The organism is Luteibacter sp. P4_E6 (genome assembly GCF_056401535.1).
Genome location: NZ_JBFUJE010000073.1, coordinates 1 through 13,026, shown reverse-complemented (window position 1 = coordinate 13,026; position 13,026 = coordinate 1). Strand labels below are relative to the sequence as shown.

Sequence of the window (13,026 nt, the reverse complement as noted above, 5' to 3'; positions counted from 1 at the left end):
GGAATGTCGTGTGCCGCCTGCACGTCGCCGAAGCTGTCGATGTTCATAACCAAGATGCCCAGCAATGCGAATCCACGAAGCACATCGATGCTGGATATGCGTTCGGCGCGGGTGGCTGGGGCCACCGTCGTCGTCGAGGAAATTTCGTGCTCGTTCATCGTGGATGCAACAGGCATAACCCAACCATCCGGAACGTCTGCAGTGGACTTCATCATTCGTATCGAGCTCTGTATGAAAGAATCGGTTGGGCCGGAAATAACGAGGCGGCCTCGTCCGACAGGGTCAGCAATCGTTTAAGTTAAGTAGGTTCGGGTATCACGCCATCGGCGCGGATGCGGGTGCTCGTATTCGAAGGCCACGACTCTGAGCGCATGAGTGCGCTTGAGCGCGGATGGGGTTGCTGCGTCTGCTAAAAAAAATGAATCTACGATTTAGATCGTAATATCTGATGGCCGGGCGGGGAGGGTGCAACTTTCGAGCATCAAGCTCGCTCGAGTCGCGCGCGAGCGCACCACATCGGCGCATGAAGGCCGTGGAGACGTTGACCAAGGCGGGCGGGCCAGTGGGTGTTCTGGTTGCGCCGGTTATTCCCGCGCTCAAGCAGCTGTCTCTTGAGTGGCTTGAAGTGCAATACCCAGGTCGCGCCTCGCACATCATCAGCCTGATTCAGCAGATGAATGGCGGGAAGGATTACGACTCGAACTTTGCGACGCGCATGCGTGGGCAGGGCGTGCTTGCGGACATCATTCGGAAGCGGGTGCAGGTGGCATAGTTGGGCTGAAATACATTGCTTCGCAGATGCCCATATTCGGCAGACCTCGCTAACGCTGTGTCGGTCCGGCTTGGCGCTGTGAAAACGCGATCTGGTCTTTCTCAGTCCTTGCAAATGCTACCGATCGCGGAGAATGGTGAAGGCAAGAACACCTTTCAGTTAGGAATGATCGCATCGTGCGGCGTGTTCGTAAGTGCTTGCGGCTCATTGCGAAATTGCTTGCGATGAATTGTGAAGACGATGTCATTTCAAAAACGCAACAACGTGTTGACACTTAGCTAACGTCGGGCATATGTTCGAACTCCGGCCACACCGAACTGAACGTTTCGTTAGTTAGGCAGGTTCGGGTCGGTACTTGTTGAGAGTTGACGAGTACACGGCGGGGCCAGCGATCGGCTTTGGAGGAGTCTGTCGCTGTTGGCCTTCTGGCCGGGGTAAATGTGAAATCACTTAGTCCTGGCCATTGGCCGGACTTTATTGCTTTCTTTGGCCCTTCGAGGGTCGATCAGGGGAGACACGGAATGATTGTTGGCACTATCGGGCAGGCATCGGTCCTGCGTCGTTCGTCTTTGGCCCTCGCGCTCGCGGTGGGCATGGGTCTCACCGGCAGCGTTTTCGCCCAGGCCACCACGGGTAGCCTGTTCGGTTCAGCCGAAGCCGGCGACACCGTTCAGATCACCAGCGGCTCGGGTGTGACTCGTACCACCACGGTCAACGCAGCCGGTCGTTACAGCTTCGCAAACCTGCCGCTGGGCACTTACAAAGTCAGCCTGGTCAAGGGCGGGACCACCGTCGATTCGCGTGACAATGTCGAGCTGCGCGTTAACGCCGGTACCGATGTGTCATTTGCTGCCGCCGCTGCCAGCGCACAGAATGCCGCTAACCTTGAGGGTGTGACCGTTGTCGGCAACGCGTTGCCGCCGATCGACGTTTCCACGTTCGACTCGCGCACCGTGATCACCCAGTCCCAGCTCAAGCAGTTGCCGCTGGCACGTTCGGCTGAAGCGATTGCCCTGTTGGCACCGGGCGTGTCGCAGGGTGCAACCGGCACCGGCTTCCAGAGCCCGACCGGCAAAGCCCTGGTCTCGTTCGGCGGCTCTTCGGTGACCGAGAACGCGTATTACATCAACGGCATGAACACCACCGATCCGATCGCGGGTTACGGTGGCATGACCCTGCCATACGGTGCCATCGACCAGCAGGAAATCCTGACCGGCGGTTACGGTGCACAGTACGGTCGCTCGGACGGTGGCGTGATCAGTATCGTCGGCCGTCGCGGCACCAACGAATTCCATTTCGGCGGTCAGATCCTCTGGACTCCGGATTTCTCCTACGCCTCTCCGATCAACGCCAAATACCCGGGTAGCTCGTCTCTCGATGGACAGACCTACCGCTATCGCAACCTCAACAAGAGCTGGGACGCCATCTACTCGGCCTACGCAGGTGGCCCGCTGATCAAGGACACGTTGTTTGCCTTCATCGCGGTGGAAGGTGAGAAGACCAAGGGCGATAACGTCCAGATCGCCTCGTCGAACAAGAACTACGTGCAGACCTACAAAGATCCGAAGATCTACGCCAAGTTCGACTGGAATATCAACGATAGCAATCTGCTTGAATTGACCGCTGCCAGCGAAAAGCACGACTACACCGGCCAGGTGTACACGTTCGATAACGACACGCGCCAGGATGGCGATTTCATCGCGCCGGATACCGCGACCAGCACCAAGCAGACGATGTGGATCGCGAAGTACACGAGCTACATAACGGACAGCCTGACCTTGACCGCCCAGTACGGTAAGCAGGACACGAAGCTGTTCACGCAGACCGGTACCACCGATCCGAACCTGATTCCCATTCTTGGTGCCAGAAATCAGGATCCGGCTCTGACGCCAGGCTTCCCGCAAGGCATCACCAACGCGCAGAACCTGACCACCATCAGCGACCCGGCCCATGAAAGCAAGGTGTCGAACTACCGCGTCGACCTCTCTTACGTGCTCGGCGATCACACCCTTTCGGTCGGTATCGACAATCAGAACAGCCGGGATCTGAACGACGGCGACAAGGTCTATAACAACGCCGGCTATGAGTGGAGCTACGACACGGTCGCTAACGGTGGCTCCATCGCAGGCGGTGCCGTCGACGCGCCGGTCGGTACGCCGTACTACGTTTCCCAGTACCGTCAGTTGACCGCCGCCTCGGTGCGCGTGCGTCAGCGCGCGCAGTACGTACAGGACCAGTGGCAGGTATCGGATACCGTCAAGCTGTCACTCGGTATCCGTAACGACCAGTTCACCAACTACAACGGCAATGGCGTGGCCTACATCACCCAGACCAAGCCGCAGTGGGCGCCGCGCCTGGGTGGCACCTGGGATGTCTACGGCGACAGCACGTTCAAGGTCTACGGCAACGCGGGGCGTTACTTCCTCGCACTGCCGCTGGCTCCCGCGCTTCGCGGTGCGTCGTCTTCCACGCAGACCAACACGTACTTTTCGTACACGGGTATCGATCCGTCCAACGGCTATCCGCTCGGTCTGACGCCGCTCAATACGGTCAACGGCCCGGGTCAGCCGTACTCGCCCAACAACGAATACGGCCAGCCGAAGGATCCGACCGTGGTCAGCGCGAAGGGCCTGAAGTCGGAGTACCAGGACGAGTACATCGCGGGCTTCGATAAGACATGGGGCGAGAACTGGGTCTACGGCGCCAAGGCGACCTATCGCAAGCTCGGCAATGCGATCGATGACTATTGCGATACGGGCGACAACCCGGCGGGACAGTTGCAGCAGCTGTTCACCGCCAGCGGTTCCGCCGTTGACCTGAGCCAGGCCGGCGTCAGTTGCTATCTGTTCAACCCGGGTCGTGCCAACACGTTCCTGGCGCCAAACGCGGCCGGTGGTTACGACAGTGTCCGCGCCACCAACGACGAGCTCGGTTTCCCGCAGCTCAAGCGCCACTACTACGCGCTCGAGCTGCATCTGCAGCGCGAGAAGGGCGACGGCAAGTGGTGGGGTAACGTCAGCTACGTATACTCGAAGCTTTACGGCAACAGCGAAGGCCAGACCGATTCCGACGCCGGTACGCGTAGCGACCCGTCGGTCACGCAGGCGTGGGATAACGCCCCGCTGATGGTGTATTCGAACGGCAAGCTCGCGAACGATCATACGCACGCACTGAAGGCTTACGGTGCCTACGAGATCACGCCGGAATGGCAGGTCTCGGGCAACATCGCCATCGTTTCCGGTGCACCGCGTAATTGCTACGGCGGCTTCGGCCCCGACCAGATCGACGCTGGCTATGGCGTTGAGTCCTACCACTGGTGTGGTGGTGAGCCATCGCCGCCGGGTGCCGTGGGCCGCAATCCGATCACGCACGTCGTCTCGGCTTCGCTCGCCTATCGCCCGGCATTTGCCGACGGCAAGCTCGGCCTCTCGATCGATGTCTTCAATCTGTTCAATGAGCAGAAGAAGACCCAGTCGGATCCGTACCTCGGTACGACTGACGCGCCGGAGCCGACCTACAACGTGCCTATCGCGTTCGAGACGCCTCGCTACTTCCGCTTCGGCGTAACGTACGACTATTGATCCGTCGCACACGGCTCGTTTCACGACAAGCTACGGCTTGAATGGAAACGGGCCCACGCCTATCTACAACAAGAGTCCGGGGCGGATTTACCGCCCCAAAGGCGACGAATAGAGCTCTACCCAGATCGCCCTCGGTTTCGAGGGCTTTTTTTTGTTTCCCTGATGACCCGTAGCCGCCCCGGCACGGCTTTCAGCTGGACTGCCCGTGATGCCGGAAGAAAACATGACGAACGAGCCGCAACCGGATCTGCCACCGGCGTCGCCTTACCTTCCGCCAACGTCACCGCTGGGCGCGCCGACAACCGCGCCGACAACGGTCAGCGGCGGGAAAGACATGCCGTGGCTCGCCTATATCGCGGCGGCCGTGGCGCTGATGCTCCTTGCATGGTGGCGGTTCGCCACATTGCTACCGACGCCGTCCCGCATGCCGCTCGTAGTTGCCGCGGCCGCCGGCGTGGTCCTGCTCATACCCGCCATCGTGACGTTCATCAGCGTTCTCGTCGGCTCACGCTATCGCATCGCCGGCATCGTCACGTTGACCGTGGTCGTGACCCTTCCCAGTGTCATGACGCTGGCCTGGGAAGCAAGCCACGATCCCATGCCTGCACCCAGCCTCACGTGGCCCGCAGGCTGGACGGCGCTTCCTGTGTCACGGGCGGTAGCCGGGAACATGGTAACGAGCAGGGCCGTTTTGACCGTCAACAAGCAATCCGCCGCGAACCTGATCGCCATCAAGGAGGGAAACTCATCCTCCGTGACGCTGGAAGCCGGGATAAACGTGGTCGTCAAGAGTGAGCGTGCGTTTGCCAGCCTGAAGAACRTGACGCTCGACGTCTCGCCGCCGGTCGAAGTCACCTGGGACGGCTACCGGGCCCTGGAATACGACATCGTTATGCATACGGACCACGGCCTCGTTCGCCAGCGAAGCATCCGGACAAACGGCACCGGCAAGCTCGCCTGTAGCCTGAGCTATGTCGCGGGCGAGCGGATCTTCGACAGCCATCTGGATGCTTACGATGCGATCAAGCACCAGTTTGTTTGCCGGCCGGGCGGCTGATACGGCATCCGACGTCCGGTCGGGCGTTGCGCCCCGACCGGAAATTGAACCGCAAGTCAGCTCTTGATGAACTCGAGAATGTCGTTGTTAAGTTCATCGGCGTGCACGGTCAGCATGCCGTGCGGGTAACCCGGATAAATCTTCAGCTTCGCGCCCTTGATGAGCTTTGCTGAGAGCACACCGGCATCCTTGTAAGGGACTACCTGGTCGTCATCGCCATGCATGACGAAGGTCGGGACGGTGAACTTCTTGAGATCTTCCGTCTGGTCGGTTTCGGAAAAAGCCTTGATGCCGTCGTAGTGCGCCTTCGCAGCACCGATCATGCCCTGACGCCACCAGTTCTGGACAATGCCCTGGGACACCTTGGCACCCGCCCGATTGAAGCCGTAGAAGGGGCCTGAGGCAACGTCGAAGTAAAACTGCGCGCGATTTTCAGCCAGGGCCTTGCGGAATCCATCGAACACGTCGAGCGGTGTGCCGCCCGGATTCGCCGCGGTCTTCAGCATCAGCGGAGGCACCGCGCTTACCAGGACGGCCTTGGCCACGCGACCGTTCGGTTGGCCGTAGTTCGCCACGTAGCGGGCGACTTCGCCACCACCGGTGGAGTGACCGATGTGCACGGCGTTCTTCAGGTTCAGGTGCTCGACGACGGCCCACGCATCGGCTGCGTAGTGATCCATGTCGTGCCCATCGCTCACCTGCTGCGAACGGCCGTGTCCGCGCCGATCGTGCGCGATGACGCGATAGCCGTGCCCGACGAAAAAGAGCATCTGCGCGTCCCAGTCGTCCGCCGACAAGGGCCAGCCGTGGTGGAACACGATGGGCTGTGCGTCCTTCGGGCCCCAGTCTTTAAAGAAGATCTCGACGCCGTCCTTGGTGACAACGGTCGACGACTCGGCCCGGTGCGCTCCGGCAGCGGACTTCGAAGGGGCTGGAGCAGGCGCGGCCATGGCGCCTTGGACGACAGATGCGCCGCCAGCGACGAGGGCGCCGGCCGTCAGGCCCGCCGAGGTGACGAACTTGCGGCGTGGGGCGTCATGTGGCGCGTTAACTTCGGTCTCACTCATGGAATTCCCCTGGAGGTTGGATGACAAAGGCACTATGAAGCGACATTAAGGGCCAGAATTGCAGAAGATTGCTGTCTTGGTGAATGACCGTTCCAGGGTCATTCCGTCATCGTCAGCGACTGGGAAAGATTGCAGTAGACGACCGGTCTAATTGCGTCTATAGTTCACCCCATGAGCCCCGTTATCGCCCCCACCGAATCGTCCGATGTCCGCGACAAGATCCTGGCCACTGGCCAGCGGATCATGGGCGGCAAGGGCTTTTCTGCCGTCGGTCTCAACGAGATTCTCACCGCCGCCGGCGTGCCGAAGGGCTCGTTCTATCACTACTTCGGTTCGAAAGAAGCCTTCGGCGAAGCGCTGCTGGAGGACTACTTCGAGGATTACCTGGCCGACATGGACCGGACGCTGCGTCAGGCAGGCGGCCCGATGTCGCGTCGACTCGAGAACTACTTCCAGGCCTGGCAGGACAACCAATCCTTCCAGGACTGCCAGGGCAAATGCCTTGCCGTGAAGCTGGGCGCGGAGGTCGCGGACCTGTCCGAAGCCATGCGCGCGTCGCTTAAGCGCGGCACCTCGGGAATCATCGGGCAGCTTGCAGGTGCGATCGAAGCCGGGTTGGACGACGGCTCGTTAGCGGTCGACGAAGCGCCGGCAGATGTCGCGCAAAGCTTGTACCAGTTGTGGCTAGGCGCGAGCGTCATGGTGAAGATCGTCCGCAACACYGAGCCTTTCCACACGGCGATGAAGACCACGCGCCAGATCCTCAACCTTTCGCCCTGACAGGCGAGCGGTGCTTATTTTTTTACCTGTGCTGTAGACGACTGGTCTACTTCAACAATCACCACCAGGAGAACCACCATGAAAGTCCTCATCGTTCTGACCTCGCACGACGAACTCGGCAACACCGGTCGTAAGACGGGCTTCTGGCTCGAAGAGCTGGCCGCGCCCTATTACACGTTCAAAGACGCTGGCGCCGAGATCGTTCTGGCCTCGCCCAAGGGCGGCCAACCGCCGCTGGATCCGAAGAGCAACGAGCCGTCTTTTCAGACCGACGTCACCCGTCGTTTCGAAGCGGACGCGGCGGCGAATGCCCAGCTCGCCAACACCGTGCGGCTGGACAGCGTGTCGCAGGCCGACTTCGACACCGTGTTCTATCCGGGTGGCCACGGCCCGCTGTGGGATCTCGCCGAAGACAAGCATTCCATCGCGCTGATCGAGTCGTTCATCGAAGCCGGCAAGCCGGTCGCGCTGGTCTGTCACGCGCCGGGCGTGCTTCGCCACGTGAAGGCATCGAGCGGCAGGCCGCTGGTCGAAGGCAAGCAGGTCACCGGCTTCACCAACACGGAGGAAGCCGGCGTGGGCCTCACCGAGATCGTGCCTTTCCTTGTCGAGGACGAACTCAAGGCCAAGGGCGGCATTTACTCGAAGGGGCCGGACTGGGGCTCGTATGTCGTCACCGACGGCCTGCTGATCACCGGCCAGAACCCGGCCTCGTCATCGGAAGCCGCAGCGGTGCTGATGAAACAGCTCTCGGTATGAGTGCATGGCGGGCCAACCGTGGGTGAAGGCCCGCCGATGTTTACGCCGCGGCAGAGCGCACGGCAAAGCCCATATAGGAAATGGAGAGGTCCTTGCTCTGCTTGAGCTTGACCCGCTCACCCAGCTCCGCAAACGTCATCGTTCCCAGCTTGTTCCGGATCAGCGCACCGAGGGCGGTGAATGGATTCATCGCCGGCGAGAGTCCGGCGAGCTCAGACCCCGGCATGCCATGGCGATCGAGGAGCTCAACGAGCTCACTCGGTCGTATGAATTTCTCCCACACGTGCACATCCCGCGGAATGAGCCGGGTCAGACGCCAGTCCTGCGCGAGCTTGATCGCGACGAGCTTGCTCTTGAACGTGCGATTGATCGTGTCGAAGAAGAAAACCCCGCCGGGCTTCAGCACGCGCGATATCTCGCCAATGACGGCATCGGGGTTGTCCACGTGCTCGAGCACATCGCAGCAGCAGACGATGTCGAACGTTCCCGCCTCAAACGCCAGCTGTTCGGCACTGCCTTCGAGATAGCGGATGGGTAAACCCGACGCGTCGGCATGCTGGCGAGCGGCGGCCAGTGTCGGCAGGGATTGATCGATGCCGGTGACGTCGCAACCCATGGCGGCGAATTCTTCCGACAGCAGGCCACCGCCACAACCCACGTCAAGGACACGGAGTCCTTTAGGGTCCCGGCCAAGACGCGAGACCAGCGCCTCGCGAAAGTACGCATACCGCGGCGGATTGACCGATGTGCGCAATAACGACATGAAGCCGTCCTGGTCCCACCACGTGGTGGCGACCCGGTCATAGATCGCGTTGTCTATTTCCTGCATGAGCCTTCCTTGTGTCAGTCGGTCTTGCGCTTGTTCCTGGCAATCGCCGCGCTCTCTCGCTTCAGGGGTCCACCCACGGGACAGAAGGTGGTCAGGAAGCTGTGCAGGGTTGCCAGCATGTTCTCGTCGGCCAGACTGTAATGAACGAACTGGCCTTTCTTCTCGCTGCGGACCATGCCCGCGTTCTCGAGAATCTTCAGGTGCTTGGATAACGCCGGCTTGCTCATGTCGAAGCGGTCGGCAATCTCACCGGCCGTCAGCGTGGCCTCGGACAGATAGGCGAGGATCTTCCGTCGCGTGGTGGAGCCCAGGGCCTCGAAGGTCGCATCAATCTTCATAACTAATTAGCTATTTAGTTAACTAGTGTGTATGTTAGCGCATAGGACGGAGTCTTTCCATCGCCAAAAAGGGGGCGGTCATGAGCACAGCGGTCGGAACAGAGGGCACCCATGCGGTCGCGGACTGGTTTGGCGCCGGATTCGGCGAGCTCCATCCCTTGCTTCAGACGCTACATGGCCAGGACAGTCAGTTGCATGGCACCGTGGATCTGCGCTTCGGCGAGAGTGCCGTGGCCAGTGCGTTCGGACGCCATATGGCGCGCAAGCTCGGTATGCCAGATACCGCAGGCAAGCATCGCCTGACCGTTACGATCCGCCATGACGCGAAGAAGCTGTCGTGGAATCGGTGCTTCGACGACACCCATGATCTTCGCTCGACCTTCGTTCCCGTCGGTCACTGGCCGGAGGGTTACTGGGTTGAGAAGACCGGTACGCTCGAGCTCGCGTTGGCCGTCGACGTGATCGACGGCGGGTGGTACTGGCGCGTGATGCGCGCAAGCCTGCGCGGCATGCGTATCCCGTTGTGGATGATCCCTCGTTCGACGGCCTATAAGCGCATCGAAGGTGGCCACTACCGATTCCACGTCGCCTTCGCGGTGCCGGTTCTCGGTGAAGTGATTCGCTACAGCGGCGTCCTGGAACCGAGCCATCATGGATGAGACCTGGTATCTCGGCGACGGCCTGTTGCACGTACGTTTGCCCAACTTCGCCTGGCGCCGCACCGCGCTTGCCCGGCACGACTTACATCACGCACTCACGGGCTTCCCCCTCACTCCTGCGGGTGAAATGCAGATGGCCGCCTGGGAGTTTGCCGCAGGACGCTTTCCCCATGCTGGCGCGACGGCGTTCTGTCTGCCGCTGGTGGGCCTGGGAGCCATCTTTCTGCCTGGACGTACCTTCGCCGCTTTCCTGCGTGGTCGTCACGGCACGTCGCTCTACGGACTGCCGCCGTCGAGCCATGTGCTCACGCTTCCGATAGACGAACTACGCACCCGATTCGCACCGACAGCCTCCGCACGACCGACGTTGGGCCACGTTCTGGCGTACCTGCGCCTCGTCTGCTTGTCGTTCTCGCTGATGTTGGCGCCGATGGTTCTGTTGGTCACCGTAGTGAGCCTCCTCGCGACTTAGACGCTGCTTTCAGAAAGACCTTCCTGCCACCTCAGAACGGACRCCCCCATGATCGAAGACATTGCCCAACGCGATCCCTACAAGGTCAACTCGCTTATCCTCGGTCCCGGCGTCAATCCCATACACGGCCACGTGCGTTGGGACCCGATCCGCTCGCTGTGGAACGGAAGCATGCTCACTGCCGCGGTCGTGCTCGCGCCTTTCTACGTCAGCTGGAGTGCACTGGGGGTTTTCCTGATCCTCTCGGCGGTCACCCTATGCAGCGGCCATTCGGTAGGTTTTCATCGCCGTCTCGTGCACCGAAGCTTCGCCTGCCCGAAATGGCTGGAGCGTCTGCTGGCGTGGATGGGAGCGCTTGTGGGCATGGGCGGCCCGCTCTGGACCATTCGCACCCATGACATGCGCGACTGGGCGCAGCGCCAGCCGGCGTGCCATGACTTCCTGGCCCATCGGCATGGCCTGCTCAAGGACGGCTGGTGGAATCTTCACTGCCGCCTCGTTCTGGACAATCCGCCGGGATTCGATCCCGGTCCGGGCATCGCCGACGATCCCTTCCTCCGGTTTCTCGAGCGGACATGGAAGTTCCACCAGATCCCGCTAGCGCTGGTGTTGTATTACTTCGGCGGCTGGCCGTGGGTGGTTTGGGGCGTCTTCGTCCGGGTCGCGGCATGCACCACCATGCACTGGTTCATCTCTTACTTTGCCCACACGCGTGGACCGCAGAGCTGGACAGTCGATCATGCCGGCATCCAGGCGCACGACGTTCCCCTTGCCGCTATCCCGACGATGGGCGAGAGCTGGCACAACAACCATCATGCGTTTCCCGGCTCGGCACGTCATGGGCTGTACCCGGGCCAGATCGATCTGGGTTACCGCTTCATCCAGGTGCTGGAATACTTCGGACTGGCGTGGAACGTCCAACTTCCCTCGAACCTCCCGCCGCGCGCCGGCATTACACCGGTTCGCCCCGGTGCCGAGTCAGTCGCCGCGCCCGGACAGGTTGCGCTGCGTGCATCTAGCGAAGGCATGCGCTGATATCCGGTTATCAATCCGCGGGCTTCTTGTTGTCGATGCCATGCAGGACGAGGGTCTTCGTCTCGAAGATGCCAGGAACGGACCCTTCGAATTTGTACCTGTCGATCGCACGCCTCGCCGCCAGTTCGAAGGCGGCGTTGCCCGATGTCTCGACAAAACGAAGCCGATACATCGTTCCCCAAGGGGTCAGCGAAAACGTCACCCGAACGCATTCATGCGTTCCTTCCGCCGTGGGGAATTCGCCCACCGTGGCTTCGACAGGCACCGGTCGCCTCACACTCAGCATGGTCTGTGCGATCTCTGCCTTATGCGCAGCAACACCGCAATCCACCACCGCCGTGTCCGGGCTGGCGAGCAGAAGCAGGGCGAGCAAGGTCTGACTCATCGCGACTTTGACTCCGATTCTGGCCGAGCGTAACGTCCATCGCGTTGCGCTGCCAGTCGACCACCCCCTTTATCTCCAGCTAAGGCATCCCTATGTCGATACCCAGCGCCCGGCCATTCCGGGCTGTATCGCCATTTCTCGATAGGGACACGCCATGAACGCTACACAGAAAGTTGCCCTCGTTACGGGCGCCACACGCGGCATCGGTCTGGAAACGGTTCGTCAGCTGGCCGAGGCCGGTGTGACCACGCTTCTCGCGGGCCGTGACGCCGGTCGCGCCAAGGCAGCGGCGGACAAGCTCAAGGCCGAGGGTCTGCCCGTCGAGTCGGTCGTGCTCGACGTCACCAGCGGCGACAGCATCACGAAGGCAGTCGCCGACGTGACCTCGCGTTTTGGCAAACTCGATATCCTGGTGAACAACGCCGGCATCCTCGTCGACGACATGGGCAAGGCGCCGTCGGAACAGACGCTGGCCGCCTGGCGCGAAACCTTCGACACCAACCTGTTCGCCGTGGTCGAAGTGACGCAGGCCTTCCTTCCCCTGCTGAAGGCGGCACCGGCGGCGCGCATCGTCAACGTGTCGAGCCAGTTGGGCTCGATCACCCTGCATGTCGATCCGAATTCGCCGATCTACAACTTCAAGCTGCCGGCTTACGACGCTTCCAAAAGCGCGATCAACTCGTGGACCGTGCATCTGGCCTATGAACTGCGCGACACGCCGATCAAGGTCAACGCCATTCATCCGGGCTACGTGCAGACCGACATGAACGGCGGTCACGGCGAAATCGACGTGCCGACCGGCGCGAAGAGCAGCGTCGGCATGGCACTGATCGGTGCGGAAGGCCCCACGGGAAGTTTCACCTATCTCGGCAAGACGCTTCCCTGGTAAGGCTATTTCGGCTGGCCGTGCGACGTGCACGGCCAGCTCTCCGTCCCACGGTTTTTCAGGAATCGAGTCATGACAACCTACGTCGTCTTCACCCGTGAACGCACTACCGACCCGAAGGAAATGGCGATCTACGCCGAGAAAGCCCGCCATGCGGGTGAAGGTCATCCCCTGACGCCCCTGGCCTTCTACGGGGACATCCAGACGTTGGAAKGTAGTCCCATCGAAGGTTCGGTGATCCTCAGCTTTCCCAGCAAGGACGAAGCCCTCGCCTGGTACAACAGCCCGTTGTACAGCGAAGCGAAGGAGCACCGGCTGAAGGGTTCCGACTATCGGGTCTTCATGATCGAAGGCGTCTGAGACAGTTCATCCCGCCGCACGATGATGCGTGACACCAGGCCGTACT

At 61.1% G+C, this 13,026-nt stretch carries 14 protein-coding genes and 1 pseudogene; 10 read left to right on the top strand and 5 right to left on the bottom strand.

The window, feature by feature from the left end; all coding sequences use genetic code 11:
• A pseudogene (locus tag AC1DT2_RS07175) lies at nucleotides 1-215 on the bottom strand (hypothetical protein); the annotation flags it as partial.
• Nucleotides 216-523: 308 nt separating this feature from the next.
• Between AC1DT2_RS07175 and AC1DT2_RS07170 the strand changes: the two are divergent.
• From AC1DT2_RS07170 to AC1DT2_RS07160, 3 genes are all read left to right on the top strand, one after another.
• Entirely contained in the window at nucleotides 524-772 is a 249-nt protein-coding gene (locus AC1DT2_RS07170; protein WP_477295474.1) for a hypothetical protein, read from the top strand.
• A gap of 521 nt (nucleotides 773-1,293) precedes the next feature.
• A complete protein-coding gene (locus tag AC1DT2_RS07165) occupies nucleotides 1,294-4,353 on the top strand; it encodes a TonB-dependent receptor (RefSeq protein WP_477295472.1) in 3,060 nt (1,019 codons plus the stop codon).
• 223 nt (nucleotides 4,354-4,576) lie between these two features.
• On the top strand, nucleotides 4,577-5,410 hold the full coding sequence (locus tag AC1DT2_RS07160) for a hypothetical protein (protein ID WP_477295470.1): 834 nt from the start codon (nucleotides 4,577-4,579) through the stop codon (nucleotides 5,408-5,410).
• Between the two features lie 56 nt (nucleotides 5,411-5,466).
• On the opposite strand, the gene AC1DT2_RS07155 is transcribed toward AC1DT2_RS07160, so the two are convergent.
• Nucleotides 5,467-6,360 carry an alpha/beta fold hydrolase gene (locus AC1DT2_RS07155; RefSeq protein WP_477295476.1) on the bottom strand — a complete coding sequence of 298 codons (894 nt, stop codon included), beginning with the start codon at nucleotides 6,358-6,360 and terminating at the stop codon, nucleotides 5,467-5,469.
• 288 nt (nucleotides 6,361-6,648) lie between these two features.
• Here AC1DT2_RS07155 and AC1DT2_RS07150 point away from each other — a divergent pair, with 288 nt between their 5' ends.
• Together AC1DT2_RS07150 and AC1DT2_RS07145 are read left to right on the top strand one after the other, a co-directional pair.
• Nucleotides 6,649-7,257 carry a TetR/AcrR family transcriptional regulator gene (locus AC1DT2_RS07150; protein WP_477295468.1) on the top strand — a complete coding sequence of 203 codons (609 nt, stop codon included), beginning with the start codon at nucleotides 6,649-6,651 and terminating at the stop codon, nucleotides 7,255-7,257.
• A 78-nt stretch (nucleotides 7,258-7,335) separates the two neighbouring features.
• Nucleotides 7,336-8,016: a type 1 glutamine amidotransferase domain-containing protein gene (locus AC1DT2_RS07145; protein WP_213949057.1), complete on the top strand. Its 681-nt coding sequence runs from the start codon at nucleotides 7,336-7,338 to the stop codon at nucleotides 8,014-8,016.
• Between the two features lie 40 nt (nucleotides 8,017-8,056).
• On the opposite strand, the gene ubiG is transcribed toward AC1DT2_RS07145, so the two are convergent.
• Together ubiG and AC1DT2_RS07135 are read right to left on the bottom strand one after the other, a co-directional pair.
• Nucleotides 8,057-8,845 carry a bifunctional 2-polyprenyl-6-hydroxyphenol methylase/3-demethylubiquinol 3-O-methyltransferase UbiG gene (gene ubiG, locus AC1DT2_RS07140; protein ID WP_477295466.1) on the bottom strand — a complete coding sequence of 263 codons (789 nt, stop codon included), beginning with the start codon at nucleotides 8,843-8,845 and terminating at the stop codon, nucleotides 8,057-8,059.
• A gap of 14 nt (nucleotides 8,846-8,859) precedes the next feature.
• The gene (locus AC1DT2_RS07135; RefSeq protein WP_477295464.1) at nucleotides 8,860-9,183 is read right to left on the bottom strand and encodes a metalloregulator ArsR/SmtB family transcription factor; all 324 of its coding nucleotides are present in this window, start codon (nucleotides 9,181-9,183) and stop codon (nucleotides 8,860-8,862) included.
• 80 nt (nucleotides 9,184-9,263) lie between these two features.
• On the opposite strand from AC1DT2_RS07135, the gene AC1DT2_RS07130 reads away from it, so the two are divergent.
• Genes AC1DT2_RS07130 through AC1DT2_RS07120 form a run of 3 tightly spaced genes read left to right on the top strand, consistent with a single transcriptional unit; the run spans nucleotide 9,264 to nucleotide 11,349 of the window.
• Complete coding sequence (locus tag AC1DT2_RS07130) at nucleotides 9,264-9,842, top strand: DUF4166 domain-containing protein (RefSeq protein ID WP_477295462.1); 579 nt, start codon at nucleotides 9,264-9,266, stop codon at nucleotides 9,840-9,842.
• Entirely contained in the window at nucleotides 9,835-10,314 is a 480-nt protein-coding gene (locus AC1DT2_RS07125; RefSeq protein ID WP_477295460.1) for a hypothetical protein, read from the top strand. Before AC1DT2_RS07130 ends, AC1DT2_RS07125 begins: the two co-directional genes overlap by 8 nt.
• A gap of 48 nt (nucleotides 10,315-10,362) precedes the next feature.
• Nucleotides 10,363-11,349, top strand: coding sequence for an acyl-CoA desaturase (locus tag AC1DT2_RS07120; RefSeq protein WP_477295458.1), 987 nt, complete (start codon nucleotides 10,363-10,365; stop codon nucleotides 11,347-11,349).
• Between the two features lie 10 nt (nucleotides 11,350-11,359).
• On the opposite strand, the gene AC1DT2_RS07115 is transcribed toward AC1DT2_RS07120, so the two are convergent.
• On the bottom strand, nucleotides 11,360-11,734 hold the full coding sequence (locus AC1DT2_RS07115) for an energy transducer TonB (protein WP_477295456.1): 375 nt from the start codon (nucleotides 11,732-11,734) through the stop codon (nucleotides 11,360-11,362).
• Between the two features lie 154 nt (nucleotides 11,735-11,888).
• Here AC1DT2_RS07115 and AC1DT2_RS07110 point away from each other — a divergent pair, with 154 nt between their 5' ends.
• Together AC1DT2_RS07110 and AC1DT2_RS07105 are read left to right on the top strand one after the other, a co-directional pair.
• Nucleotides 11,889-12,623: an SDR family oxidoreductase gene (locus AC1DT2_RS07110; RefSeq protein ID WP_477295454.1), complete on the top strand. Its 735-nt coding sequence runs from the start codon at nucleotides 11,889-11,891 to the stop codon at nucleotides 12,621-12,623.
• A 69-nt stretch (nucleotides 12,624-12,692) separates the two neighbouring features.
• The gene (locus tag AC1DT2_RS07105; RefSeq protein WP_477295452.1) at nucleotides 12,693-12,980 is read left to right on the top strand and encodes a DUF1330 domain-containing protein; all 288 of its coding nucleotides are present in this window, start codon (nucleotides 12,693-12,695) and stop codon (nucleotides 12,978-12,980) included.
• Nucleotides 12,981-13,026 lie beyond the last annotated feature (46 nt).

Bases quoted from the DNA above. Each gene is read 5' to 3' on its own strand.
- AC1DT2_RS07165 (WP_477295472.1), top strand. From the start codon at position 1,294: ATGATTGTTGGCACTATCGGGCAGGCATCGGTCCTGCGTCGTTCGTCT.
- AC1DT2_RS07115 (WP_477295456.1), bottom strand. From the start codon at position 11,734: ATGAGTCAGACCTTGCTCGCCCTGCTTCTGCTCGCCAGCCCGGACACG.
- AC1DT2_RS07110 (WP_477295454.1), top strand. From the start codon at position 11,889: ATGAACGCTACACAGAAAGTTGCCCTCGTTACGGGCGCCACACGCGGC.
- AC1DT2_RS07130 (WP_477295462.1), top strand. From the start codon at position 9,264: ATGAGCACAGCGGTCGGAACAGAGGGCACCCATGCGGTCGCGGACTGG.
- AC1DT2_RS07120 (WP_477295458.1), top strand. From the start codon at position 10,363: ATGATCGAAGACATTGCCCAACGCGATCCCTACAAGGTCAACTCGCTT.
- ubiG (WP_477295466.1), bottom strand. From the start codon at position 8,845: ATGCAGGAAATAGACAACGCGATCTATGACCGGGTCGCCACCACGTGG.
- AC1DT2_RS07155 (WP_477295476.1), bottom strand. From the start codon at position 6,360: ATGGCCGCGCCTGCTCCAGCCCCTTCGAAGTCCGCTGCCGGAGCGCAC.
- AC1DT2_RS07145 (WP_213949057.1), top strand. From the start codon at position 7,336: ATGAAAGTCCTCATCGTTCTGACCTCGCACGACGAACTCGGCAACACC.
- AC1DT2_RS07170 (WP_477295474.1), top strand. From the start codon at position 524: ATGAAGGCCGTGGAGACGTTGACCAAGGCGGGCGGGCCAGTGGGTGTT.
- AC1DT2_RS07135 (WP_477295464.1), bottom strand. From the start codon at position 9,183: ATGAAGATTGATGCGACCTTCGAGGCCCTGGGCTCCACCACGCGACGG.
- AC1DT2_RS07125 (WP_477295460.1), top strand. From the start codon at position 9,835: ATGGATGAGACCTGGTATCTCGGCGACGGCCTGTTGCACGTACGTTTG.